Source organism: Acetobacterium wieringae, assembly GCF_026646375.1.
GTDB classification, from domain to species: Bacteria; Bacillota; Clostridia; order Eubacteriales; family Eubacteriaceae; genus Acetobacterium; species Acetobacterium wieringae_A.
In genome coordinates, this window is record NZ_JAIPPU010000001.1 from 245,729 (window position 1) to 270,978 (window position 25,250).

Sequence of the window (25,250 nt, forward strand, 5' to 3'; positions counted from 1 at the left end):
TTAGCGATGCTTGCGTGTGTGCGCAAGCGAATCGTCAAATACATTAAAGTGATGAGTGAAATGACCTCGTTTACAACCAATATTGTAATTGCTTGCGAGCAATTACAATATATATGATCAATCGCAAAAAGTCAACTAAATTCGTAAAATAAAAATAAACAACTAAAGATAGTCTTTAGAAAACGATTAATATCTTGGCAAAAAAAAAAAAATGAAGATGCCACTATTGTTTGCGAACAAGAGTGGCATCTTCAATATACAAATAATTTTTTACTTGCGTTAATTGGGGATATTCTTCAAGCAATCGATCAATGGTACAGTTGGCTGAACTGATCAGAGACTTAATTAGCAAATGATTCGAATCAATTTTCAGCGAGTAAAACATCTGATTGATACAGAGATCGAAAATTTCTTCTTTCGAAATGAGTATTTCCTTTTCATACTGTTTCATGGTTAAAGCCCGAATTACCCCAAATGAGGCAGTTACAGCGCAATCCAGGGTGAGACCTTTTTCAGAGATGGGAATTTGACTGTTATGAGCAACTAACGTTTTATAGAGCTCATAAAGATTGCCATCCCGGGTAGCTTTCTCAAGTAAATCGAATTTATTCATTTCGTAAATAAAGCGGTCGTAGTGTGGATCAATTCCGGTCAGCTTAAAATGCAATTTAAAAAAGGTGATTAATTGTAGCAATTCATCATCAGTGGGGAGATACTTAAGCAAATGCGAATAGAGCGTCTCATAATTGTTATTGAGCATATCACTGGCGATAATGTCTTTGGTTTTAAAATAATAGGTGACCAAACCCAGATTGACTCCGGCTTCTTTGGCGATCATAGTGTTTGGTGTGTTGGCGTAACCATTTTCAAGGTATAGCCGTTTGGCGGTATTATAAATTCTATCTCTGGTATTCATGATGGACTGTCCTCGTTCTTTTGTATTATACAGATATAATAGCATAAAAAATGAAGCATCGTCCATGTCTAATTTATTGAAAGAGATTGTGCTGATTTTTTTGAGATGGAAAAAAGACAAAAAGAAAAGAATCAAGATTTAAGATGTACATATTCGGGTAAAAATTATATAATTAAACATCAACCGAATTTTCAAACTGATTCAATCCTGAAATTAAGAAAGACGAGGGTTATGGAATGAACCGAATTAAGTTAGTGCTTATGATGGGTGTAGTGATGATTTTGGTGTCCGTTCTGGCAGGATGCGGCGGAAACACAAATAGTGGCAGTACTACCGGTCAATCTAATGTTTCAAGGGATACTGTTTATGAGTTTTATGATAAGGTACAATTGGATCAGGACAAGGAACAGGTCGATGCCGAATTGGGTGTACTTCCAACTGAAAGTGCCCAAATGAAAAACAGCTTTGCATATGTGAATGATAACACCGGTTTTGGGGTAAGTGTTCTATTTAATGAAAATGGACTGGCTACCAGTAAAACCTTGTTTTATCCGATGACCGAAGATCTGGCTTTTTTAACAACGAAACCGGTAACCAAGGCGCAGGCAGAGAGTATCCCCGATGGAGCGACATATGACGAAGTCAAAAATATCCTCGGTGGTGATGGAACCGAAACCAGTGCTACCCAGATTCCCTTTGAAGATAATAAAGTCAGCTATATAAGGGTGTGGGTTAATCAGGATGGAACCATGCTTCAAGCAGTCTTTCTAACCGATGGAACCACGAGTAATGTGATGTTTTTTGATTAATAAGAACAATATCTCAAACTGTCTTCTAGCAGCTTGAGATATTTTTTATAGGGTAATTACTATTGCATCTGATCAGGTTTGCTGATGTTGTAAATAGTAAAATATATTGAATACTCGTAAGATTTCAGGAGTGGAGAAATGATATCGGTAAGTGCCATAGTCATATTAGTTTTAGTCATTATAATCGGCCTTGTTTTTGCATTGACAAATGGGCTTCACGATGCCAGTTCGGTGGTGGCAACCTTTATCAATTGTGGAGCCGCCAGCCCGAAACAAGCCATTGCGGTTGCCTCAGCGTTTGGTCTGATTGGGGCGGTAGTCGGCGGAAATCTGGTGGCTGATGCGATATCAGAGCTGATTGATCTGCCAACCAACGCTGCTTTATTGACGATTCTTTTTGCGGCAGTTTGTGGAGCGACCTTATGGAATTTAATTACCTGGAAATTGGGGTTGCCTTCCAGTTCCACCCATGCGTTAATTGGCGGAATCATTGGTGCTGTGATCGTATCCTCTGGTTATGAACATGTCTTATGGGGCTGGGCGGAACTATTTGGTGAGAATCACCAAATCACCGGTATCATAAAAGTGATCATGGCCTTGTTTTTGTCTCCAGTTATTGGCTTTATGATTGCCTTTTTTTTGGAAAAAATGACAAAGCTGCTGTTGCGAAATGCCAGGGTTTCCATTAATAAGCGAATTAGTAAAGTTCAGTGGTTCATTGTGGCGGGTCTTGCGTATAGCCATGGATCCAATGATACGCAAAAGATTATTGGACTATTCACATTGGCTCTGGCTGCCTGGAGCGGTACGGCCGTTCATTCGGCACCGATATGGGTTCGAATCAGTGGTGGAATTGTCATGTTTATGGGTACCTTGTTGGGCGGATGGAGTATCATGAAGACGCTGGGACGGGGTATTTTTGATATTAAACCGCTGCATAGTTTAAATTCGCAATTGTCCTCAGTATGTTCGATTTTAGGGGCAAACCTGGTTGGTGCACCGGTTTCAACAACGCATGTTGTCGTTGGCGGGATTATGGGAGTGGGCGCTGGCGACGAATATAAAATGGTTCATTGGGGAATTGTAAAAGAAATTCTGGTAGCGTGGTGCATTACCATTCCCTTGTCGGCTTTGGTTTCTGCCTTTATTTATACCATAATAACAGTTGTTTTTAATGTGATTTAGAAAGTGAGAAAAACATAATGGAGAAAAGAAATATCATTGACCGGATTTTTCCAATTAAATATCATTTTCATCAGATGCTGTTTATGCAGGCTCAAAGTAATGCTTTAGGGGTAGGTGCTCTGTCTGATTGGCTAAAAAGTTCCGCAGAATCGGACAGCGACGCACTAACCCGATATGTTAAGGAAGCTGATGATATACGGATGGAAATGGAAAAGAATCTGACTGAAGCATTTGCAACGCCTTTTGACCGGGGGGATATCTACTCTATATCGGTGGGGATGAACCGGGTTCTTAAATATGCACAATCAACATTGATTTCCATGAAAACCTTTGATGTCAAAGCCAATGATACCATCATCAGTATGGTGGAACAGTTAAACTTAGGCGTAGAAATTTTTGCTGAGGCGGTTCAAGATCTTAAAAAGAACCATGGCAAATCTGAGGAAGCGGTGGTCAAAATGAGAGCGACCCACCGGGAAATCGAAAAACTCTATATGGATGGCATGGTATTTGTATTTGCCGGAGCTGATCCGATGGAGGCTCTAAAGAAACGGGAAGTTTATCATCATATTAAAGATGCGTCAACTAACCTTGAAGAAACGGTGGATGTTCTTCATCGAATTATTGTGAGATTGACCTAGCATCGTTTGAAAACTATTCTATGAAAGCCCACTAAAAAAGTCTACGTAGATAGGCTCTTTTTAGTTGCGACACCTTTCAAAAATGTAAGATAACGCCAGAATTATGTAAGGCGAATCAATGGCAGAAAAAATTCAGCGTGATAGAATTAGTATAAAGTAAATGTTTGGAGGCGCTTTATGCCAGTTTTAAAAGTTAGCGATGTCAGAAAAGTATATGGTTCAAAACAGGGTGGTAGTGTGTCAACGGCACTCAATGGTGTCAGTTTTGAAATTGAAAAAGGCGAGTTCGTTGGGATCATGGGTCCATCAGGCGCAGGAAAGTCTACCCTGCTAAACGTAATTGCAACAATCGATACAGTAACGGCGGGAGAGATTTCCATTGGCGGGGAGGATATCTGTGGCATTAAGGAACCACAGCTTTCAGATTTCCGGAGAAGTAAATTGGGATTTATTTTTCAGGATTACAACCTGCTGGATACGTTAACCTTAAAGGAAAATATCGCCCTGCCCCTGATTCTATCAAAAAAAAGTCTCAATGAAATAGAGGAGACCGTCAATCAAGTTGCCATGGAATTGGGTATTGAAAGTTTTTTAGGCAAGTACCCCTATGAAGTATCCGGCGGTCAAAAACAGAGGGCATCCGCAGCCAGAGCGATGGTTAATGCACCCGAACTAATTTTGGCTGATGAACCAACCGGAGCCCTGGATTCCAAATCGTCCAAAGATCTGCTGCAATGCATGCAACGATTGAATGAAAAAAATCAGGCGACGATTATGCTGGTAACCCATGACGCTTTTGCGGCAAGTTTTTGCAAACGGATTATCTTTATTAAGGATGGGATCCTGTTTATGGAAATATTCAACACCGGCACCAGAAAGGAATTTTTTGACAAGATTCTAAAAGTCCTGTCTTCGTTAGGGGGGGATAACAGTGAACTTTTTTAATCTGGCGATCAATAATATCAAAAAGAAATTCGGCAGTTATTTAATCTATTTAATCAGCACCATCTTTGCAGTGACCATTTTTAGCATCTTCTGCTCAATTTATTTTAATCCGCAGTTTTCCGGGTATCGGTTTGGAGCCGGCAAGATTACCGTTTTGTTTCGAGCCGCCGCCATTGCGATTGTTCTGTTTTCCTCAGTTTTTGTACTCTATTCCAATAAGTTTTTTGTTAAAACAAGAAAAAAAGAAATTGCCATTTATTCGCTGGTAGGGATGAAAAAAGGACAGATTGGACGGATGATGTTCTATGAAAATATCATCATGGGACTGATTGCAACAGTTTGTGGGACAATTCTAGGAATTGTATTTTCACGCTTTTTTTCAATGATCCTATTAAAGCTTATGGCTGACGGGACAGCAGTCACTTTTTCCGTTCAATGGCAGGCAGTCTTAACAACCGTGGTGGCTTTTCTGATTTTGTTCATGATCAGTTCGTTAAACGCCTATGGAATTATTTACCGCTATCAACTGATTGAGTTACTATCTGCAAATAAAGAAAGTGAAAAACTGCCAAAATATTCAGTGATGGGGGGAATATTAGCAATTGTGTTGATTATTATGGGGTACACAATCGCCATGGTCATGAATGTCAATGAAGGGGGATTTCATCTGATGACCCCGGCACTGGTAATTTTAGTTTGTGTTGTCATCGGAACATTGCTACTTTTTAAAAACTTTATTCCCATGGTCATGTTGGCGCTGAAAAAGAACAAGGCTTTCTATTTTAAAGCGGAGAATATTATCAGTATCTCTCAGATCGTATATCGAATTAAAGCCAATTCGAAGATGTTAAGTTTTATCGCCATTACCTGTGCGATTACCATCACAATGATGAGTGCAACCTTCTCCATGTATCGCGCCTTGGACGCTCTGGTACCCTATTACTCGCCATTTTCATATATGAGTAAAAATATCGACGATCAACAGCTTAATGAGATGCTTGCTGTGATCAAGCAGACCGGCGAAGTCAAGGTGACAGCAACCAATCAGTTTGAAATTATAAAAACACAGCTTCAGAATGATGATTACTCAACCGAAACGGATAACAACCCGGGAATGACGGTTGATGGGTATATGATGTCACAAAGTACCTATCAGTCAATCATCAAGGACACCAAAGTTGAAACTGGTACGTTTCACAATATCAAAACAGATTTCAATATGGATTTAAAAGATGGCGAATGCTATTTTATTGATGGGAATACAAAAAAAGATTACTGCCAGAATTTAACCGGCAGTGTGATGAATCTGCAGTTTTCAGATATGACAGATGGCTATCGTATTGTCGGGGTTTCCTTACATAAATATATTGGTATTCTGGATTTATATTTAAAACCAACGATGGTATTAAGTGACACGGATTACAACAAATATCGGGAACAGGCCGGAGCAGATGCTGTTGTCAGTTTTACCGGGATTATGTTTGATCATCCCGCCGATTCAGAAAATACGGTGGCGGCATTAAATAAAATTATCCCGGAGAATACCCGATCCAGCAGTACCCTAGGCATCGCCAACCTGAGTTATATAGGGGTCTATCAATCGATTTTTTCACTGTACGGCGCCTATGTGTTTATCGGATTATTTATCGGCATCTTATTCTTACTTGCCTCTGGCAGTATTATGTATTATAAACAAATCATTGAGGCCCAGGAGGAAGTGAGTCGTTATGATATCCTCAAAAAAATAGGAATGAGCAGGGTGGAGATAAAAAAATCCGTTGCCAAACAATTGGCGATCGTATTTGGATTGTCGTTATCAATCGGACTTCTGCATTCGGTTTTTGCCTTGCTAACCTATAACCGGACCATGGATTTGGCCGGAAAAGAGTTGCCGACGATGATCAACGCCGGCATAATTGTGGGGATTTACATTATCATCTACTGTTTTTTCTATTTACTGTCGGTCAACAGCTATATGCACATTATTGTCGGCAGGAAAAAATAATCTGAAAGTGCTAAAATGACTAAAAAGCCAAATACATAGTTTTATAGTCAGAGTGGATAATTCTATGTTATAACATTAGATAAAAGCTTATGTGCTTCGCTGCCGGTCGTCTGAAACAGGCGGCGAGGCTCATTGTATTTCGGTAAAAAGCGTGGATTATTGATAGAAAGCGTGAAAGTATTGTTTAAAGTATTATTAATTGAAGATGACAAAAAAATAGCGGACATTGTGGTGGAAAATCTGAAGAAAGCTGGCTATGATTCCCTTGCGGTCACAGATTTTTCGGATGTTTTGCCTGAATTTATGGCCTATAAACCGGATCTGGTATTATTGGATATCATTTTGCCATTTTATGATGGGTATTACTGGTGCGGTCAAATCAGGCTTCTCTCAAAGGTTCCGATTATTTTCATTTCATCCAAGAGCGCCGACATGGATATCATCATCGCAACCAATATGGGCGGAGACGATTATCTGATCAAACCCTTTTCCATTGATGTTTTGCTTGCCAAGGTAGCTGGACTTTTGCGGCGCACCTATTCCTACGATAACACTGAAATGGATATTATTTCCCATCAGGGTCTTATTTTTAATATTGGTAGCGGGGTGGTATCCGTCAATGAAAAAAGTGTTAAACTGACAAAAAATGAAGCCCAGATCCTTGGGTTACTATTAAAGAGCCGGGGCAATACAGTCAGTCGGGAGCGAATCATGCGAAGTCTCTGGAAAGATGCCAGTTTTATTGATGACAATACCCTGACAGTCAATATCACCCGTTTAAGAAAAAAACTCAAAGATTTGGGGCTCGAAAATTATATTGAGACAATCAAGAATTCAGGATATAAAATATGAATATCAAAGACTATTTATGGGATAAGAAGTATCTGATCCTTATCAATATCATTACGACGTTGTTTATCGGGACTATCATATATATCGGCGAAACCGTCTCATTAAGCCGTTCAAACGGTTTGTATGTGGTTGCCGTAGCACTATTTATATTTGCAGTTTATTTAGTAGTTGATTTTATCAGTAAGAATAAATATTATAAGCAGTTAAAAAAAACAGCGGACTTAGAAGGTCTGGACTGGGTAAATTCGCTGCCCTTGCCAGTTACTTCAGAACAACGGATGTTTAATGAATTACTGCTAAAACAATATCAGGCTATTAACAGAAAATTAAGTGAATACCAATCCAAAAGCATTGAAAACCGTGAATTCATCACTATGTGGGTTCATGAAATAAAAACACCCATTGCTGCATCAAAATTGATCATTGAAAATAGTCTGGATCATCCCTCAGAAGAAGTGCTCTACAGTATCGAAGACGAAATCGAGAAGATTGAAGATTTTGTCCAAATGACACTGTTTTATTCCCGAACCGACGATTTTGCAACAGACTATATCATCAATCGCATCAACCTGAAAAAGGTGGTTAATGAATGTATAAAAAGAGCGTTTTCGAGTATTACAAATAAAAACTTGAATTTACAACTAAAAAGTCTTGATTTACATATTGATACGGATGAAAAGTGGTTGGGTTTTATTATCAAACAAATCCTCGACAACGCCATCAAATATTCGAAAAAGAATGGGGAAATAAGTATTTATGGAGAATCATTTGAAGAGGAGGTGACATTAACGATTGAAGATCAAGGGGCTGGTATAAAAGAAGAGGATATTCTCAGGGTTTTTGACAAAAATTTTACTGGCAGCAATGGTCGTAAATATGTCACGTCCACGGGAATTGGATTGTATCTGAGTCAGAAAATAGCCAGAAAGCTGGGGCACTGTATTACCATCTCATCTAATTCTGGAAAGGGAACAAAAGTAGTTATCCATTTTCCTTATTGGAATGATTATTATGATGTTTGATTAAAAAAACGAGTTGTTTAAGCAAAAATAATATTAAAATCTTTAAGCATTGTCTGAAATGATGGCAGAACATAAAATATTTATGTTATAGTAATATATCCAAAATGGTTTGAGTAGTAGAAAAGAAAAGGATTACACCATGAAAGATAATGTAAACAAAACCAACACCGGCAACAGGGCAGGAGGACATCATGAATAAGAAATTTGGTATACTAAGACGAGGATTGGCGATCATGATTGTTTTCTGTTTGTTGTTTCCAGCGGTGAGCCAGGCAGAAGATTCGGTTAATCCGGGAGTTCAGTCCGTTATGGCAACAGCGTCGGCGGAAATCAATGTGCCATTAAATGACGGGACTGAATCAGGTAATGGGGAGCCCACCGAGATTGAAACCCTGGAACAGCTGCCGGAAGTGAATACCAACGAAAATCTGGAGCAGCAAATCATTGTTGTTTACGCTGAAAGCGGTGAAGACAATGTTAAAGAGCTGGCCTTGACTACCGAGGAGGTGGCTTCTGGAGAGCAGCTTTCGAATCGGGTTGACCTGATCGAAGTCAGTGAAAAAACAAATGTGGATGCGCTGATGGCTGATCTGGCTCAGAATCCTAATGTCCTGGCAGTTGATAAAAATGACAAAATTCAGGTGACGTCATTGCCCAATGATCCTTATGTGACCAATGGTTCGGCCTGGCAGTTTCAACGAGTCGGTGCCGATCAGATCTGGAACCAGATCTCCAATGCCGACCCGGTGGTAGTGGCGGTTATTGATACTGGATTAAATGTCAATCATCCGGATTTGATTGGCAATACCGTGACCGGGTATGATTTTGTGACCGGTAAGACAGATGTGGTGGATTTGGCTGGCCATGGTACTGCTGTCAGTGGGTGTATTGCGGCGGTTGCCAATAATGGAATTGGCACAGCGGGAATTTCCGGTTTGGCCAATGTTAAAATTGCTCCGTACCGTACCGGGGGGATGTACAGCGGAGATACTCAGCTGGATGTGGCTTATATATGCGCAGCTATTCTCAAAGCTGCTGAACGTCCGGAGGTAAAAGTCATCAATATGAGTTTCGGCGGATACGGAACCTTTTCTTCACTGGCTGTAGCAGTTAGTGAGGCAGTCAGCGCCGGGAAAATAGTAGTGGCATCATCAGGGAACGAAGGCGAGTCAGGGAATTCCCGGGTGGGACAATATGCTTATCCGGCATCCTATGACCATGTTATATCGGTAGGTGCTACAAATAAGGATAACACCCGGGCTTCCTTTTCTCAGTATAATGATCAGGTGGATTTAGTGGCTCCGGGCCAATCAGTTTTAACAACCGCAAAAAGCGGCGGTTACGAATACGCCAGTGGCACGTCGTTTTCCAGTCCGATTGTGGCTGGTGCCTGTGCGGTATTGATGGCGGCAGATGCCAGTCTCAATGCTGAAGCGGTTGAAACGCTTTTAAAAAGCACAGCTTTGGATCTGGGAACAACCGGTAGCGACCCTTACTATGGTAGTGGGTTGATTCAGTTGGGTTTGGCGGTGGCAGCCATTCATTCGAGCGATACGGCGGGGACGACCTATCGCACTCACGTCCAGAATGTCGGCTGGCAGGACTGGAAAAGTGATGGTCAGATCAGTGGTACATCAGGTCAATCTTTGCGACTGGAGGGAATTGAAATCAATGTGAATGATCTGGGCAACGATCTCGGGATTGAGTATCAGACCCATGTTCAGAACATTGGTTGGCAGGGGTTTAAGCATGATGGTCAAACCAGTGGAACCTTTGGCCAATCACTGCGGTTGGAGGCGATTCAAATTCGTTTGACTGGCGCTGCAGCAGCCAACTACGATGTCTATTATCGGGTTCACAGCCAGAATTACGGCTGGTTGGATTGGGCTAAAAATGGCGGCAGTTCCGGTACTCAGGGTAAGTCACTGCGACTGGAGGCGATTGAAATTCGAATTGTTCCTAAAGGTGCAACAGCACCGGGATCGACCAGTCGGCCGTTTGTCAGTTAAAAAGAATTGCCAATATAAATTTTATGAATAAAAGCAGTTTTTTTGGGTACATGAACGTATAAGAAATCATTATGGGAAGGAGTGTCTGGAGATGATTATTACCTGGGATAATATCAGCGAAATAAATAGACGTATTACAGAACAGGATCTGGCGTATAAGGTACACTTGAGCGATGCCTGTGGCGGACAGAGCATGTGGATTGAATCGATGGATAAAGATAACCGGTTTGATAATCTGGATGTTTTGAATGGGTTGATCAAGAACTATTTTATCGAAATTCATGCTGATATTGAGTTTAGTTGGGATAAAAAATCGTTCTGGTCAAAAGATCGTTCCCTGATATTTTAATTGGCCAGTGTTTTTATAAAGTGACATAGTGGGACGGCCCACTCAAATACAACACCTAAACAGGGAGCTTTACAGCCCCCCTGTTTAGGTGTTGTTATTTTTTGATGTATTTATTCACCAGGCGATAAGCGGTTGTTTGGCTTAACCCCAAAGAATCGGCCAGGTCATTAATATTGCCGTAAATCTCATAATAATCTTCAATCAGTCCCCGTTTGTAATTTTCAACCAGGTCATCAAAAATGATCTGTCTTTTTTTAATTCCCTCATTGGCGAAAAAGGCACTCAGTTGCTCGGGCAGTTTATCAACGCCAATCACGCTGCCAAGACTCATTACAGCCATCTGTTCCACTGCATTTTTTAACTGTCGGACATTTCCTGGCCAGTCGTATTGAATCAGCGATTCGATCACTGGATTTGAGAAAACCTTGTTCTGGTTGTATTTTTTGTTGTATTCTTTCAAATAATACTGAGCAATCGGGAAAATATCATCCCGCCGTTCCCGAAGTGCGGGGATGGTTTGGGTGATGCCGTTAATCCGCCAGTACAGATCTTCACGAAAAGTATTTTTAGCGACCAGATCCTCTAAATTCTTGTTGGTGGCGGTGATAATCCGGGTATTGACAGTTTTTGATTCCAGTCCACCAACTGAGGTGAAGCGCTTATTTTCCAAAAAATCCAACAGTTTGACCTGAATATTGGGTTGTAATTCTCCAATTTCATCGAGAAAGAGGGTGCCGTTATCAGCCATTTCCACCAGGCCCTTTTTTCCTTTGGGACTGGCACCAGTGAAGGCGTAGGGGACATAGCCGAAGAGCTCGCTTTCAATCAGGTTATCAGGAATGGAAGCGCAGTTTATCGAAATAAACGGGTTGGCTTTACGGGGGCTGCAATCATGAATAAACTTGGCCACCAGACTTTTACCGACCCCACTTTCGCCCAGTAACAGAATTGGGATATCGGATTTGGCCGCTTTTTTCAGTTTGTGCAGGGTCTGGTAGAGGATGTAGCTGCGGCCAACAATGTTGTTACTGGCTTTGGTTCGTTCCTCACGGGAACCTTTGTGCGCTTTTAGTTCATCATCTTCATCGGTTTCTTTTTCCGGATTCAGATAATCCAGATCAAATTTTACAAACGACTCCCGTTTTAAGGTGTTGTAAACCAGCATTACCAACTCGTGATCGGTATTATAAAGTGGAGTGGTGATGGTGATGTGTTCCTCATCGGTAAGCAGGGATCGTTGGCGGGAGATGATGGTGTGTTTTTTTTTGATTGCAGTTGCCGTCGAAGGGGGGGTCCAAAAGCCCTGGAATGAGGTTAAGAAATTTAACTTCCACATTTTTTCGGCAGAAATGCCATGGTATTCCAGACAGGCCGGATTGGCATAGAGAACCTTGCCATCCTTATCAGTAACGGTTACTTCAATAAAACTATTCTCCAGAATGTCCAGAAAAAATTCGCTGGAAAGGGTTTTCAGATACGCCTGATATTCCGGACTGTGATTAAATGCATTGGTAATCATTATTTACGTATCACATATTCTAAGATATGTTCTCCTTATTATTTAGTGCGATTTCATCGTGCCACGAAAGTACAGCCTGATAAAAATCGTTTTCATCGATGAACTGATCATAAATCAAAATCGTCTGTTATTCAAGTGAAAAAGAAAATTATCGGGATTTTTCAAAAATGAAAAATAAACGGGTCGCTTTTCATTTCTGGAAAAAATAAATTGTTACGAATGGTCAAAAATGGCTATAAATTGAATATGCTGCATATCACAGTTTTGGCACGATAATTGCGATACATATTGGCAGATCAAACACGATATCTCGTAAATATATTAGAAAGGAGAAAAAAGATAGTGTAATCGATACAACTACGAGAAAGAAAAACAGAAGCCATCGCATAAGACCAGATGATTAGAGGAGAAGGGCAATTTGTTTTTTGTTTGTGAGTTTCGCAATTATTAAGTTCTATTTTAAAAGGAGTACAAAATGTTTAGATTTACTACAGATCAATTTGTTTACGACATTAATGGCACCAAAATTGGTGGACAACCGGGTGAGTATCCGACGGTTTTAATTGGCAGTATTTTTTATCGGGGCCATAAAATTATAAAAGATGCAGAAAAAGGGATTTTTGATGAAGATGCAGCGAAAGGCTTACTGGATACCGAAGCCGAATTGTCAGCAGAAACCGGGAATCCCAGAATTGTTGATGTTCTTGGCGATACCGAGGTGGCATTGACCAAACATGTCGAGTTTGTATTAAAGAATACATCCTCACCAATCTTACTGGATAGTCCCAGTCCGGAAGTTCGAATGGATACCCTTAAACACTTTGCTAAGGATGAAGCTGCCATGAGCAGAATTATTTATAATTCGCTGGAAGAAAGCTGCACCGAAGAAGAATTGGAAGTGTTAAAAGAGTGTGGTGTTAAAACAGCTGTTATTCTGGCCTTTAGTAAGAAAAGTCTGCAACCGGCAAAACGGGTAAAATTGCTGGTTGGGGATGAAAAACATGAAGGCCTATTGACCAAAGCGAAACGGGCAGGGGTCGAACAATTCCTGATTGATCCCGGCGTGCTCGATGTTGCCAGCAGCAGTTGGACGGCGATGGCGATTCGCGATATCAAGGAACAATATGGTTTACCAGGTGGCTGTGCAGCGTCAAATGCTTTATACCTCTGGAAAAAAATGCGGTCCAAAGGAAGCCCATATTTTGAAGCGGCAGGGGCATCAGTATTTACTTTCCCAGTTACTCATGGTGCTGATTTCATTCTCTATGGACCAATGGCAAATGCAGGCTGGGTATATCAGGCAACTGCGACAACCGATGCCATGATGGCTTATTGCAACAAAATTACCGGCACAAAACTGGGTACTTTGGAAACACCACTAATGAAAATATTCTAAAAAAATTCTAAAAACAAATTTAGAAGGAGGATTACGTGTGATGGAAGAAAAAAAACCAGCTACCAAGATGAAGGATAAAACCGTATTCTATGTTTCTGCGGGGATTGCATTAGTATTTGTATTATTAAGCTTGCTTTTTACTGAAGGCACAAGCGCTGTTTTTAATCAGCTGTTTGCAATCATTACAACGAATTTTGGATGGTTATATTTAGTAGCGGTGGGGATTTTTATCGTTTTTGCCATCGGTTTAGTGGTCAGTCCCTTTGGAAAAATCAAACTGGGAAAAGATGACGACAAACCGGAGTTTTCGAATTTTCAATGGTTTTCGATGCTGTTCGGAGGCGGAATGGGGATTGGACTGGTTTTCTGGTCGGTGTCAGAACCGATTATGCATTATCTGACCCCGCCAATGGGTGAAGGCGGAACGCAGGCGGCTCAGGAGCTGGCGATGCGAATCGTTTTCTTTCACTGGGGATTACACCCCTGGGTCATTTTTGCCATCGGAGGTTTAGGTCTGGCTTATTTCCAATTCAGAAAAGGCATGCCATTTCTGATCAGTTCAGCCTTCTATCCATTGATTGGTGATAAGATAAAAGGGCCGATTGGTAAAACAATTGATATTCTGGCTGTTTTTGCCACCATTTTTGGGGTAGCAACCAGCCTTGGTTTCGGATCAAGCCAGATCGCTTCAGGGCTTAACTATATCTGGGGTATCGAAGCATCACCGATGACCATATCAATTATCATTGCAATTATGACAGCCATCTTTACACTGGCGACTGTTTCTGGTCTACATAAAGCCATGCAGTTGGCAGCAGACATTAAAATTTGGCTGTCAATCGCCTTTATGGTATTTATCTTTGTTTTTGGTGGCAGTGTTTATATTTTAAATAATTTTACCAATTCATTGGGCGCCTATCTGCAAAACCTGGTGGGACAAACCTTCTGGATGGGAAATGTTGAGTGGGTTAATGGCTGGACCGTCTTTTATTGGGCATGGTGGATTGCCTGGGCTCCGTTTGTTGGGCAGTTTGTCGCCCGGGTTTCGAAAGGCCGTACGATCAGAGAATTTGTTATTGCGGTATCCTTACTGCCTTCCGGTTTTTCATTAATCTGGATTGCCATTTATGGTGGTGCCGCCTTTAATCTAAACGCAATAAGCAATGGTGCCATTGAAGCTGCCGTTGGCGCAGATTATACGACTGGACTCTATGCACTGCTGCAACAGCTGCCAGCATATGGGATCACCTCGATTCTGGCAATCTTCCTGATTGTCGTCTGTTTTGTTGGCGCAGCCAATTCAGCCACTTACGTGTTGGCAATGCTGACTTCCGGCGGCGATATGGATCCCGATAAAAAGCTTCGCGGCGGCTGGGGGATTGCCCAGGGTCTCATTACCATCGTGCTGATCCTGGTTGGTGGAACATCAGCTTTAAAAGTTTTACAAACCGCTTCAATTGTTGCCGCCTTCCCCTATATGCTGGTCATGCTGGTCATGTGCGTCAGTATATTAAAAGCCCTGAAAGCCGACTACAATGAAAGCCAGGGACTGATAAACAGTAAAGAGTTAAACAACATTGGCAGTGCACAGCAGGCTGTGGAAGGTCAAGAATAAATAAAGAAAGAGGTATTTTAGATGTTACCAAAATTTGATGTATTAACGGATGAACAAATTAATAAGATTCACAAGAACAGTATGAAGATTCTAAAGGAAATTGGGATTGAGTTTTCGTATGATCCGGTCATCGAAATTTTCAAAAAACATGGTCAACGGGTCGAAGGACACCGCGTTTTTCTGGAACCGGACTTTGTCGAAGAAATGGTTGAAAAGGCCCCAGCTCAGTTTACCCTTCATGCCCGTAATCCTGAACACAATCTGGTTTGCGGTGATGGTAATACCATTTACATGCCGGGTTATGGTGCTCCCTTTATTTATGATGCAGAGGGTGGTAAACGCGATGCGACCATGGCCGACTATGATAATTTTGTGAAACTGGCTGGCGCCAGCAAGAATATCCACATGACCGGTGGAACAGTCGTTGAACCAACGGACGTTCCCGATGACATCCGCCATCTTAAAATGGCTTACAGCCATATTACCAATTCTGACAAATGTTTCATGGGGAGCTCTTCCGGATATGAATTTGCCAGAGACTCCATTGAGATGACCGCCATTCTTCATGGGGGACTGGATGTGATCAAAGAAAAACCGGCTCTGATCTGCCTGATCAACTCGGTTACACCGCTTAAATATGATGATCGAATGCTGGGTGGTTTAATGGCTTATGCTGAAACGGGACAGCCAATGGTTATTGCTTCATTGGTAATGGCCGGATCAACCGGACCAGCTACCATGGCAGGGGCGCTATCCTTACAGAATGCGGAAGTCCTGGCAGGAATTACCCTGGCTCAGTGTATCAACCCCGGGACTCCAGTTGTTTATGGATCAACTTCTACCGCCTCAGATATGTCAACCGGTTCATTATCAATCGGTAATCCGGAAAATGCCTTGTTCGCATCAGCCAGTGCCCAGTTATCACGCTTCTATGGTGTTCCGTGTCGTGGGGGCGGCGGTTTGAGTGATGCTAAAACCGTTGATGCCCAGGCCGGTTATGAATCGATGATGGTTCTCTTTGCGGCCAGCACCACCGGCGTCAACTTTGTGCTACATACAGCCGGGATTCTGCAATATTACATGGCCATGTCTTATGAAAAGTTCATGGTAGATGATGAAATCGCCGGTATGGTATTGCGCTACCTAAAAGGTTTTGACTGTGACAGCGATGAAAAAATGGCTTTTGATGTTATCAAGACTGTAGGACCAGGCGGACATTTCCTGACTCAGAAACATACGCGTAAGAATTTTAAAACCGAATTCTTCCGACCAGCCTTAAGTGACAGACAGTCATTTGATGCGTGGGCCAAAGATGGGTTGGATACCAACCAGCGAGCCAAAGCCCGATGGCAGGAAGTGCTGGCTAACTACACTGCACCAGAGCTGGATGCTGACGTGAAAGCCAAAATTGAAGCATTTATTGAAAAACGAACCAAAGAATTGATTAAATAACAATAATAAAGGTATAAAAGGAGAAGAATAATGAGTACAATTTTTGATGAAATTAAAGATGCAATTGTGGATGGTGATGAAGATTTAGCAGTTGAGTTGGCAGAACGAGTTATCGCTGAAAAAGTAGATCCGGTACAGGCCGTTCAGCTGGGCTTTATCGGAGGGATTGAAGAAGTTGGCAAAGCCTGGACAAACGGCGAAGCTTTTCTACCGGATGTTATGATGGCAGCAGATGCCATGAAAGCCGGAATGGATGTTCTTGAAGAAGTGTTGGCTGCCGGTGAAGGTGATGGCGGCTATGAAGATAAGGGTAAAATCGTTCTGGGAACCGTTGAAGGTGATATTCATGACATCGGCAAGAACATTGTCGGGGCCCTGCTGACATCAGCTGGCTTTAAAGTTTACGATATCGGGATCGATCAGAAAGCCGAAGAATTTGTTGCCAAGGCCGATGAAGTAGGTGCCAAAATTATTGCTGCCAGTGCTTTGTTAACCACCACCATGAAATCGCAAAAAACATTGGTTGAATACCTCAATGATAATAATCTTCGTGATAAGTACAAAATTATTATCGGCGGTGGCCCGACCAGTGCTAAATGGGGCGAAGATATTGGGGCTGATGGCTGGGCCGAAACAGCTGATGAAGCTGTCGAGCTGTGTAAACAGTTATTAGCCTAGATTATTCTCAGAAACTATGATAAAATAATTTAACATTGCCAAAACAGGTGCCAGAATGATTTTAATTTTGGCACCTTTCTGGCATCAAAAGGAAGTGAACAAGATGGTATTCTACGTTTCAATTATACTCATTCTGTTGTTTCTCATTTTTGGCTTTTTATTCCCGGAGCAATTATTGGCCGCTACCAGTCAGTTGTTTGGAATAATCACCAATGATCTGGGTTGGTTTTACCTGGCAACGGTGCTGGGGATTCTGGCTTTTTCGCTTTTTCTGGCCTTTAGTCGATTTGGGAAAATCCGTTTGGGAGATGACGATGCTCGTCCTGAGTACTCCAACTTTTCCTGGTTTGCGATGCTCTTCAGTGCCGGGATGGGGATTGGCCTGGTTTTTTGGGGTGTTGCTGAACCGATTTTTCATTATGCCCAACCACCGATGGGGATCGAACCTGCTTCAAATCAGTCGGCGATGATGGCGTTTCGTTATACTTTTTTGCATTGGGGACTGCATCCCTGGGCAATTTATGCAATTGTCGGACTGGCTCTGGCTTACGTCACCTTCCGAAAAAAAATGCCCTGTCTGATCAGTTCCACCCTCTACCCCCTGTTAGGAGAAAAAAGCAAGGGGCCAATTGGTCATGTAATCGATATCCTGGCATTGATATTAACGGTGATCGGCGTGGCGACGTCACTGGGAATGGGTGCCTTGCAGGTTAATGGCGGTTTAAACGCTTTGTTTAATATCCCCAATAATATCACAACCCAGGTCATTATTATCATTGTGATCACGGTGCTATTTTTAATATCCGCAACCACTGGCCTTGACAAGGGAATAAAAATACTCAGCAACACCAATATCATTATTGCCGTGTTGCTTTTGCTGTTTGTTTTTACTTTTGGCCCCACCGTGTTTATTCTCGATACTTTTTTTGTCAGTCTCAGTGGTTATCTGCAAAATCTGCTGCCGATGAGTTTGGCCTTGTCACCGTTTGAAAAAGATCCCTGGATTGGCACCTGGACAATTTTTTATTGGGCTTGGTGGCTTTCCTGGGGTCCCTTTGTAGGAACCTTTATTGCCAGAATCTCAAAAGGTCGGACGGTGAAAGAATTTGTTTTGGGAGTTATTATCCTGCCAGCGATTTTTTGTTGTATCTGGTTTACGGTTTTTGGCGGGACTGCTTTATATTTTGAAATTTTTGATGGAGCTGATTTAGTCTCCAAGGTGACGAATGACGTGACGATCGGCTTGTTTGCGACTCTGGCCCATTTGCCACTGGGGAGCATTTTCTCCGTTGTGGCAACCATTCTGATTATGACATTTTTTGTGACTTCGGCCGACTCCGCCACCTTTGTCATTGGGATGTTTTCCCGAAATGGTGACTTAAATCCGGATACCCGCATTAAAATTATCTGGGGGACGCTACTCTCTTTAATGGCGATTGTCCTGCTCTTTAGTGGGGGACTGGTTGCCATGCGAAATACTTCAATCATTATGGCGCTACCATTTTTACTGATTATTATTATGATGTGTGCGGCCATCTACAAGGCATTTGCCAGCGAGAAAAACAATTAATTTTGTCCTAAAACGATCACATGATCGGATGAGATAATCAAATAAGAGGGGAAGAAGGTAATTGGAAATGGAAGAAAGAAGTAACCGTAATAGAAAGTCGATTAAGACTAAACTGTTGTTTATACCGCTTATTTGTGTGCTGGCAGGAGTCATCATGATCGGGGCAATTTCTTCGGTTCTGACACGGGACAGCTTATTGGCCGAGATGCGGGAAAGCGGCTTTTCATCATCTCAGCGCTTTGTCAATCGGATTGAAGATAATACCGAAGCCGTTAAAACGATGAATGAAATGCTGGAGGCGCAGATTCGGAGTGTCGGAAATATTATTTTTGCCAATCGGGATCGGGTCAGCGATGAGTATTTAACGCAACTATCTGAGCAAACCGGTATTAATCCTATTTACCTCTATAATCCGACCGGTACCATTACCAACGCCGCCTTTGGCGAATATCTGGGCTGGACCGTTCCGGCAGATCACCCCATCCATGAGTTTATGGTCAGCGGCGCCCCGGAACTGATGGAAGATATCCGGGCCGATAGTGAAACGGGAAATCTGTTTAAATATGGCTATATCAGAAGCAACACCGGCGAGTTTGTTCAGGCCGGAGTATCAGCGGATCGGGTGCTGGAACTGACGGAAAAATTTGGCTATCAGGCATTGATTGATGAATTGGTATCCGATGAAAGCATTGTTTCGGCCAGTTTCATTGACAAAGATCTGGTCGGAGTGGCCAACAGCAACAAAGACGATATCGGCAGGAGCTATCAGGAGGATGAGACCATAAAAAAAGTCGCGCTTGATGGTGAAATGATAGCGCAGGAACTGTTTGACGAAACGGAAAACGCCAACGTCTACAATGTGATCTACCCGGTTGTCATCAATGGTGAACTTCAAGGGGCCCTAAATATTGGCTATTCGATGACGAGTGTTCAAGCTGCAATTACAAAAAATATTCTATTGATTGCGCTGGCGGGAGTGTTCGTTTTTCTGGTATTGGGATTTATTTTATACAAACTTTCGACATCCATCACCAAACCGATTGCCAGTGTCAACCACATGATCAAAGAAATGGGTAAAGGGCATCTGGGGATTCGGCTGAATCTGGAATCCGAGGATGAAATTGGCGAAATGGCTCAGGTGATGGACGAGTTTGCCGACGAACTTCAGAACGTGGTGATCGGAACCATGAACCAGATTTCAGATGGGGATGTGTCGGCTGATATTGAAGAAAAAGATGAGTTCGACGAGATCACTCCAGCACTCAAACGTACCATTGAAACCATCCGCAATTTAATCCAGGAAGCGACCCGGTTATCTCATGCAGCAGTAGCTGGAAAACTGGAAACCAGAGGGAATACGGAGGTATTTCACGGGGGTTTCAGAGACATTGTCGAAGGGGTCAATGCCACTTTGGATGCGGTCGTTGGTCCGCTCAATATTGCTGCTGAATATGTGAATAAAATTGGCCAGGGCGAAATTCCCGACAAGATTACAAAATCCTATCAGGGCGACTTTGACAAACTGAAACAGAGCATTAATGCCTGTATTGACGGACTGGGCGCTTTAAAAGAGGGAAACCGGGTGCTGACCTTAATGCGCCAGAATGATCTTAGCCAAACCATTGAAAATCAGTATCAGGGAATCTATGGTGAAATTGGTGAAGCGATTAATGCGGTTCATAGCCAACTGGTCCACATTGTGCAGATTGCCAATCATATTGAAGCCGGGGAACTCAGCGATTTAAGCGAATTGAAAGCCATCGGCAAACGAAGTGATAAGGATACCCTGATCCCGAGTCTGATTGGAATGATGGAGAACATTGTCCTACTGGTGGCAGAAACTCAAAAAATGGCGGACACTGCCGTTAAGGGGGATCTGAGTTTCAGAGGGGATCAGACAAAATTTACCGGGGAGTACGAAAAAGTCATTGCAGGTTTTAATCAGACTCTGGATGCCGTGATTCATCCCATCAATGAGGCCTCTGAAACGCTCAAAGAATTGGCGGCCGGAAATCTCAATACCCAAATGGATGGCGATTATCAGGGCGACCATGCCATCATTAAAGAAGCGATGAATCAGACCATTGCGAATCTGAAACGTTATGTTGATGAGATTGCCATTACGCTGGCAGAAATGAGCCGGGGAAATCTGGATCAGGAGATCACCTCCACCTATTCCGGGGATTTTCTGGTGATTAAGGAAGCCCTTAATGGCATCAGTGCCAGCTTGAGCAGCACCATGTCCGATATCGATGTGGCCGCCGCTCAGGTGGAGATTGGTGCCCGACAGATTTCTGATGGTGGTCAGGCGTTGGCCCAGGGAACCACCGAGCAGGCCAGCTCGATCCAGGAACTGACTGCCTCCATTGAAGAAGTGGCCGGAGAGACCAAACAAAACGCCAGCCGGGCTAATGAGGCCAACGAGTTGGCCGTGCGCGTCCGCAAAAATGCCGAAGTGGGCAATGGACAGATGAGCAAAATGATCTCGGCCATGGGTGATATTGATGAATCATCGAATAATATTTCAAAAATCATCAAGGTTATTGACGATATTGCCTTCCAGACCAATATTCTGGCCCTGAATGCGGCTGTCGAAGCGGCCCGGGCTGGACAGCACGGCAAAGGCTTTGCAGTAGTTGCCGAAGAAGTCAGAACCCTGGCGGCCCGCAGCGCCGAAGCTGCCAAGGAAACCACCGGACTGATTGAAGGCTCCATGGAACGTGTCGAGGTTGGAACAAAGATTGCTGATGAAACGGCAGAAAGCCTGAGAGAAATATTAAACGAAATTGAGAAGGTAACCGGCCTGGTGGGCAATATTGCCCGGGCGTCCAATGATCAGGCCTCAGAAATTGCCCAGATCACCCAGGGGATTGAACAGGTTTCTCAGGTGGTGCAAACCAATTCGGCGACAGCAGAAGAAAGTGCTGCCGCCAGTGAAGAATTAACCGGTCAGGCTGAAATGCTTAAGGCAATGGTTGGAGCCTTCAAACTTAAGGAAAACTCCCAGCGTAAAAAAGAAAGTACTGATGGTATCAGTAGAAGCGCCAAAGCGGAGTCGAGTCAACCCCAGATTATACTGGATGCGATGGAAATGGATAAGTATTAAGCGGCGAAAGTCAACACTGGTCAGAAAATAAATTAAAACGGTTATTGGGGAGGGTATTTGATGCTTATAACAGAAATAATTTGAAAGAATAAAAAACCGAGACTGCACGTTTACGTGCGGTTCTCGGTTTTTTAGGTGACATCAAAATAAATTGGAGATTATAATTTAGCCAACAATTCCTGCTTTTTCTGATTGAACTCTTCCTCGCTGATAATGCCTTTTTCTTTTAAACCGGCCAGTTTTTCGATCATCGCAATTGGGTCTTCAGCTGTCTGCTCGGTGGCTTCGGTTTGGAGAGGTTCAGCCGGGGAATGCTCTGGTGTTGCTGCAGTGGCAGCATCTGGCGTATGGGCCTGATAAATCTGGATGACGCGCTCGGCTTCCCGGGCATAGAGGATACTGATGGTTTCGATGGCATCAATGGTTTTGATCTCGGTGTCATTGGGGTTCATACCCAGGGTCAGGGACAAGTCCAGAAATGAAACGGTACTGGGCTGGGTGGTCAGAGACAAGATCTGGTCGTAGGGAAAACTTTTTTTGGAATTCAATTCCCGATCATAAAGTACAATTCTTTGGCTGGTGCAGGTGATGAACTTTTTGGCAACTAGGCTGCCCAGCCCCCAGGCAAAATAGACCAGCTTTTCGCCCGGTTCCAGAAAACCTGCAACAATTTCCCGAGTCGTGGGATCAAGCTTGGCAGCGATGAAGGAATCAACCTGGTTGTCATCAATTGCGAAATCATTACCACCCAGACGCTTTAGGTATTCTGTCAGGGTAATAATATCAATGGCTTTGACTTCTTCTACTGGGGTGGTGATTAAACTAATCTGGTTAACCAGGATTGTGCAATGGGCATCGCCCTGATTGATGGTGATGCAAAAGAGTTTTTCCCGGGGGATCGATCCGACTGCAAAAAATGACTGATTTTCAGGGAAAACAATTTTAAAATAAAGGTTACTGGTTGTCAGTAGCAGGGTTTGTCCCTTGTCATCTCTAAATTGAAACAGGAATTTTTCCTCAAGATTATAGCCGGGAAATGTTTTTGTTACATTTTTTAAGGCTTTTTCGTCATCAGGGTGCAGACTAATTTTTGTAGATACCGGACTATTGGCGGGCATTAAGAGTTTATCATTGAAATCTTTTGTGAATTTGAGTACCTCATCATCGCTGGCATTGATCAGAGATTGGGCAGGTACTTCAGGAGGATTGACAAGCTGTTCCACCAGGGTATCGGTATAAGTTTTTATCCGCTGATCCATTTCTGCTCTTAACCGTTCCTGTTCTTCTTTTTTTAGGGCTAAATCCGCTTGAATTGAATCAATACTTTCCTTGGCCAGATCGGTAACATCTTTAAATAGATCTTTTAATCCCATGAGTAATCTCCTTTTTCGTTATAAAAAGTTAATTTTATTTTACCCGTGAAGGAGCAAAATAGCAAATTAAAACAGCCGTCTGAATTTTTTTTAAGAAAAATTCAGACGGCTGATAAAATCATTCAGTAATAATGCTTAGCCTCTTAAAATCGAAAGGGCTTCTTCCCGACCACAGTCCATCAGGTATGGAATCTTGGTGACCTTGGCACATTCTTCCGTTAAGGACATCAGTTCGTTACGGGTGATGCTGTCAGTATTGAAACAGCGGGCACCGGCCATTAACTGTTGCAGGCCAACCCGGATTTTATCGGAGTAGCTATAGATGCCGATAGCGCCTAATGGGATGTTTTTGATTTCTTTGGCCCCGACAATTTCTTTGACAGCTTCGTAGCAGACAAAAATTTCTTCAGGTGTCGAACCAAATTCACTGATTGTTTTTGGTAGGTTATTTTCTTTCATCCACTGCTCGATGTTTTTACCAACCATTCCCGGAATCATCAGCGCTCGGCCCATACAAACGGCTTTGACATAAGGCGCACCAAGAGCTAGTGCTTTGAAAACACCGTCTTCACTGCTGAATCCACCGGCAAAAGCCAGATCAGGAACCCGTTCCCCCTGAGCTTCCAGTATTTGAGCAAATTCAACTGCGGCTGAATGAAGGTAAATCGAAGGCATACCCCATTCTTCCATCATACGCCAGGGGCTCATTCCGGTTCCGCCAGGAGCGCCATCGATGGTTAACAGGTCGATTTTAGCTTTAGAAGACCATTTGATTGCCATTGCCAGTTCTCTTAAACCGTAAGCGCCAGTTTTTAAAGTAATTCGTTTATAACCCAAGGCTCTTAAGCGCTCAACTTCGGCCATAAAGCTTTCTTCACTGATGAAGCCCAGACGACTGTGGCGTTCAAATTCGTGAATCGCACCGTCATTAAAGGCCGCCTGAATCACGGGATCCATTGGATCAGGAGTGACAATGTAACCACGTCGCTGCAGTTCCATGGCCCGCTCAATGGTATTAACTTTGATTTCACCACCGATACATTTGGCCCCTTGGCCCCATTTCAGCTCAATGGTTTCAATCTGGTGTTTGTTGATGATGTATTCAGCAACACCGAGACGGGTATCTTCGACGTTCATCTGAATCAGGATTTCACCCTTGCCGGTATGATATCGTTTATAGGCTTCAATCCGGCGATCCATGTCGGGCGCTTCGATAACCATATTGTTTTTATCAAGAACCAGACGTGGGTCGATGCCACAGACGTTTTCGCCACAGACGATGGTCACACCAGATACCGCCGCACCCACAGCAAAATGATCCCAGTTTTTCCGGGCAATTTCAGTTGATCCTAAAGCACCAGTAAAGATTGGAACATTCATGGCCACTTTAGAGTCCCAACCATAAGCACATTCAGTGCTGACATTGGGGAAGCGGGTATTATCGGGTGTCCCTACTTCGCCGTTGGGTAAGCCTTTGGCACCCAAGGCATACCCCTGAATATTTAAATGAGAATAATCGACCGGATAATCCTTATCGCCACCGGCGGTGACATCACCGAAAGGACCTGGATAAATCAGCTCCCGGCCTCGGAAAGTGGCCTTGAAAACTTCGCAATTTCCGCGACAGCCGTCCACACAGCGTGAACAGAGTCCGGAGCATGGGACAACACTTTTAGATCGGTTGAAAGTACCTGTGGCATCATTGCCATTCGGTTGTTGAAGATTCATAAATTTTCCCCCTTGAAAATTAGTCTTATCTTTATCAGTCAGCAGGCATAACGTAACGGCTGTTCTCGCCATTGAAAACA

General features: G+C 42.9%; 19 protein-coding genes. 15 read left to right on the forward strand and 4 right to left on the reverse strand.

Annotated elements, in window-relative coordinates:
• Positions 1 to 223 precede the first annotated feature (223 nt).
• The gene (locus tag Q7P33_RS01105; protein ID WP_303866521.1) at positions 224 to 916 is read right to left on the reverse strand and encodes a TetR/AcrR family transcriptional regulator; all 693 of its coding nucleotides are present in this window, start codon (positions 914 to 916) and stop codon (positions 224 to 226) included.
• A 236-nt stretch (positions 917 to 1,152) separates the two neighbouring features.
• Here Q7P33_RS01105 and Q7P33_RS01110 point away from each other — a divergent pair, with 236 nt between their 5' ends.
• The 9 genes from Q7P33_RS01110 to Q7P33_RS01150 all read left to right on the forward strand — a co-directional run bounded on the left by Q7P33_RS01110 (position 1,153) and on the right by Q7P33_RS01150 (position 10,733).
• Positions 1,153 to 1,725, forward strand: coding sequence for a hypothetical protein (locus Q7P33_RS01110; protein WP_303866523.1), 573 nt, complete (start codon positions 1,153 to 1,155; stop codon positions 1,723 to 1,725).
• 138 nt (positions 1,726 to 1,863) lie between these two features.
• Positions 1,864 to 2,910: an inorganic phosphate transporter gene (locus Q7P33_RS01115; protein ID WP_303866525.1), complete on the forward strand. Its 1,047-nt coding sequence runs from the start codon at positions 1,864 to 1,866 to the stop codon at positions 2,908 to 2,910.
• 17 nt (positions 2,911 to 2,927) lie between these two features.
• Positions 2,928 to 3,551, forward strand: a complete 624-nt coding sequence (locus Q7P33_RS01120) for a DUF47 domain-containing protein (protein ID WP_303866526.1) — start codon at positions 2,928 to 2,930, stop codon at positions 3,549 to 3,551.
• A gap of 177 nt (positions 3,552 to 3,728) precedes the next feature.
• Entirely contained in the window at positions 3,729 to 4,496 is a 768-nt protein-coding gene (locus tag Q7P33_RS01125) for an ABC transporter ATP-binding protein (protein ID WP_303866528.1), read from the forward strand.
• Entirely contained in the window at positions 4,483 to 6,501 is a 2,019-nt protein-coding gene (locus tag Q7P33_RS01130) for an ABC transporter permease (protein ID WP_303866530.1), read from the forward strand. Before Q7P33_RS01125 ends, Q7P33_RS01130 begins: the two co-directional genes overlap by 14 nt.
• 180 nt (positions 6,502 to 6,681) lie before the next feature.
• Entirely contained in the window at positions 6,682 to 7,353 is a 672-nt protein-coding gene (locus Q7P33_RS01135) for a response regulator transcription factor (RefSeq protein WP_303866821.1), read from the forward strand.
• Positions 7,350 to 8,375 carry a HAMP domain-containing sensor histidine kinase gene (locus tag Q7P33_RS01140; RefSeq protein ID WP_303866532.1) on the forward strand — a complete coding sequence of 342 codons (1,026 nt, stop codon included), beginning with the start codon at positions 7,350 to 7,352 and terminating at the stop codon, positions 8,373 to 8,375. Before Q7P33_RS01135 ends, Q7P33_RS01140 begins: the two co-directional genes overlap by 4 nt.
• Positions 8,376 to 8,566: 191 nt before the next feature.
• Positions 8,567 to 10,384: a S8 family serine peptidase gene (locus tag Q7P33_RS01145; protein ID WP_303866535.1), complete on the forward strand. Its 1,818-nt coding sequence runs from the start codon at positions 8,567 to 8,569 to the stop codon at positions 10,382 to 10,384.
• Between the two features lie 91 nt (positions 10,385 to 10,475).
• A complete protein-coding gene (locus tag Q7P33_RS01150; protein WP_303866537.1) occupies positions 10,476 to 10,733 on the forward strand; it encodes a hypothetical protein in 258 nt (85 codons plus the stop codon).
• A gap of 94 nt (positions 10,734 to 10,827) precedes the next feature.
• Here the strand turns inward: Q7P33_RS01150 and Q7P33_RS01155 are convergent, their stop codons facing one another.
• Positions 10,828 to 12,252, reverse strand: coding sequence for a sigma-54-dependent Fis family transcriptional regulator (locus Q7P33_RS01155; protein ID WP_303866539.1), 1,425 nt, complete (start codon positions 12,250 to 12,252; stop codon positions 10,828 to 10,830).
• A gap of 475 nt (positions 12,253 to 12,727) precedes the next feature.
• On the opposite strand from Q7P33_RS01155, the gene Q7P33_RS01160 reads away from it, so the two are divergent.
• From Q7P33_RS01160 to Q7P33_RS01185, 6 genes are all read left to right on the forward strand, one after another.
• Positions 12,728 to 13,648: a tetrahydromethanopterin S-methyltransferase subunit H gene (locus Q7P33_RS01160; RefSeq protein ID WP_070370241.1), complete on the forward strand. Its 921-nt coding sequence runs from the start codon at positions 12,728 to 12,730 to the stop codon at positions 13,646 to 13,648.
• A 40-nt stretch (positions 13,649 to 13,688) separates the two neighbouring features.
• A complete protein-coding gene (locus Q7P33_RS01165) occupies positions 13,689 to 15,263 on the forward strand; it encodes a BCCT family transporter (RefSeq protein WP_303866546.1) in 1,575 nt (524 codons plus the stop codon).
• 21 nt (positions 15,264 to 15,284) lie between these two features.
• Positions 15,285 to 16,715, forward strand: a complete 1,431-nt coding sequence (gene mtgB / locus Q7P33_RS01170) for a glycine betaine--corrinoid protein methyltransferase (protein ID WP_303866547.1) — start codon at positions 15,285 to 15,287, stop codon at positions 16,713 to 16,715.
• 30 nt (positions 16,716 to 16,745) lie between these two features.
• Entirely contained in the window at positions 16,746 to 17,393 is a 648-nt protein-coding gene (locus Q7P33_RS01175) for a B12-binding domain-containing protein (RefSeq protein WP_070370238.1), read from the forward strand.
• A 55-nt stretch (positions 17,394 to 17,448) separates the two neighbouring features.
• Positions 17,449 to 18,963: a BCCT family transporter gene (locus Q7P33_RS01180; RefSeq protein WP_303866551.1), complete on the forward strand. Its 1,515-nt coding sequence runs from the start codon at positions 17,449 to 17,451 to the stop codon at positions 18,961 to 18,963.
• Positions 18,964 to 19,030: 67 nt separating this feature from the next.
• Entirely contained in the window at positions 19,031 to 22,069 is a 3,039-nt protein-coding gene (locus Q7P33_RS01185) for a methyl-accepting chemotaxis protein (protein WP_303866552.1), read from the forward strand.
• Between the two features lie 158 nt (positions 22,070 to 22,227).
• On the opposite strand, the gene Q7P33_RS01190 is transcribed toward Q7P33_RS01185, so the two are convergent.
• Positions 22,228 to 23,442 (reverse strand): SHOCT domain-containing protein, encoded by a 1,215-nt coding sequence (locus tag Q7P33_RS01190; protein WP_303866555.1) that lies wholly within the window; start codon positions 23,440 to 23,442, stop codon positions 22,228 to 22,230.
• Between the two features lie 135 nt (positions 23,443 to 23,577).
• Positions 23,578 to 25,170, reverse strand: a complete 1,593-nt coding sequence (locus Q7P33_RS01195) for an FMN-binding glutamate synthase family protein (RefSeq protein ID WP_303866558.1) — start codon at positions 25,168 to 25,170, stop codon at positions 23,578 to 23,580.
• Positions 25,171 to 25,250 lie beyond the last annotated feature (80 nt).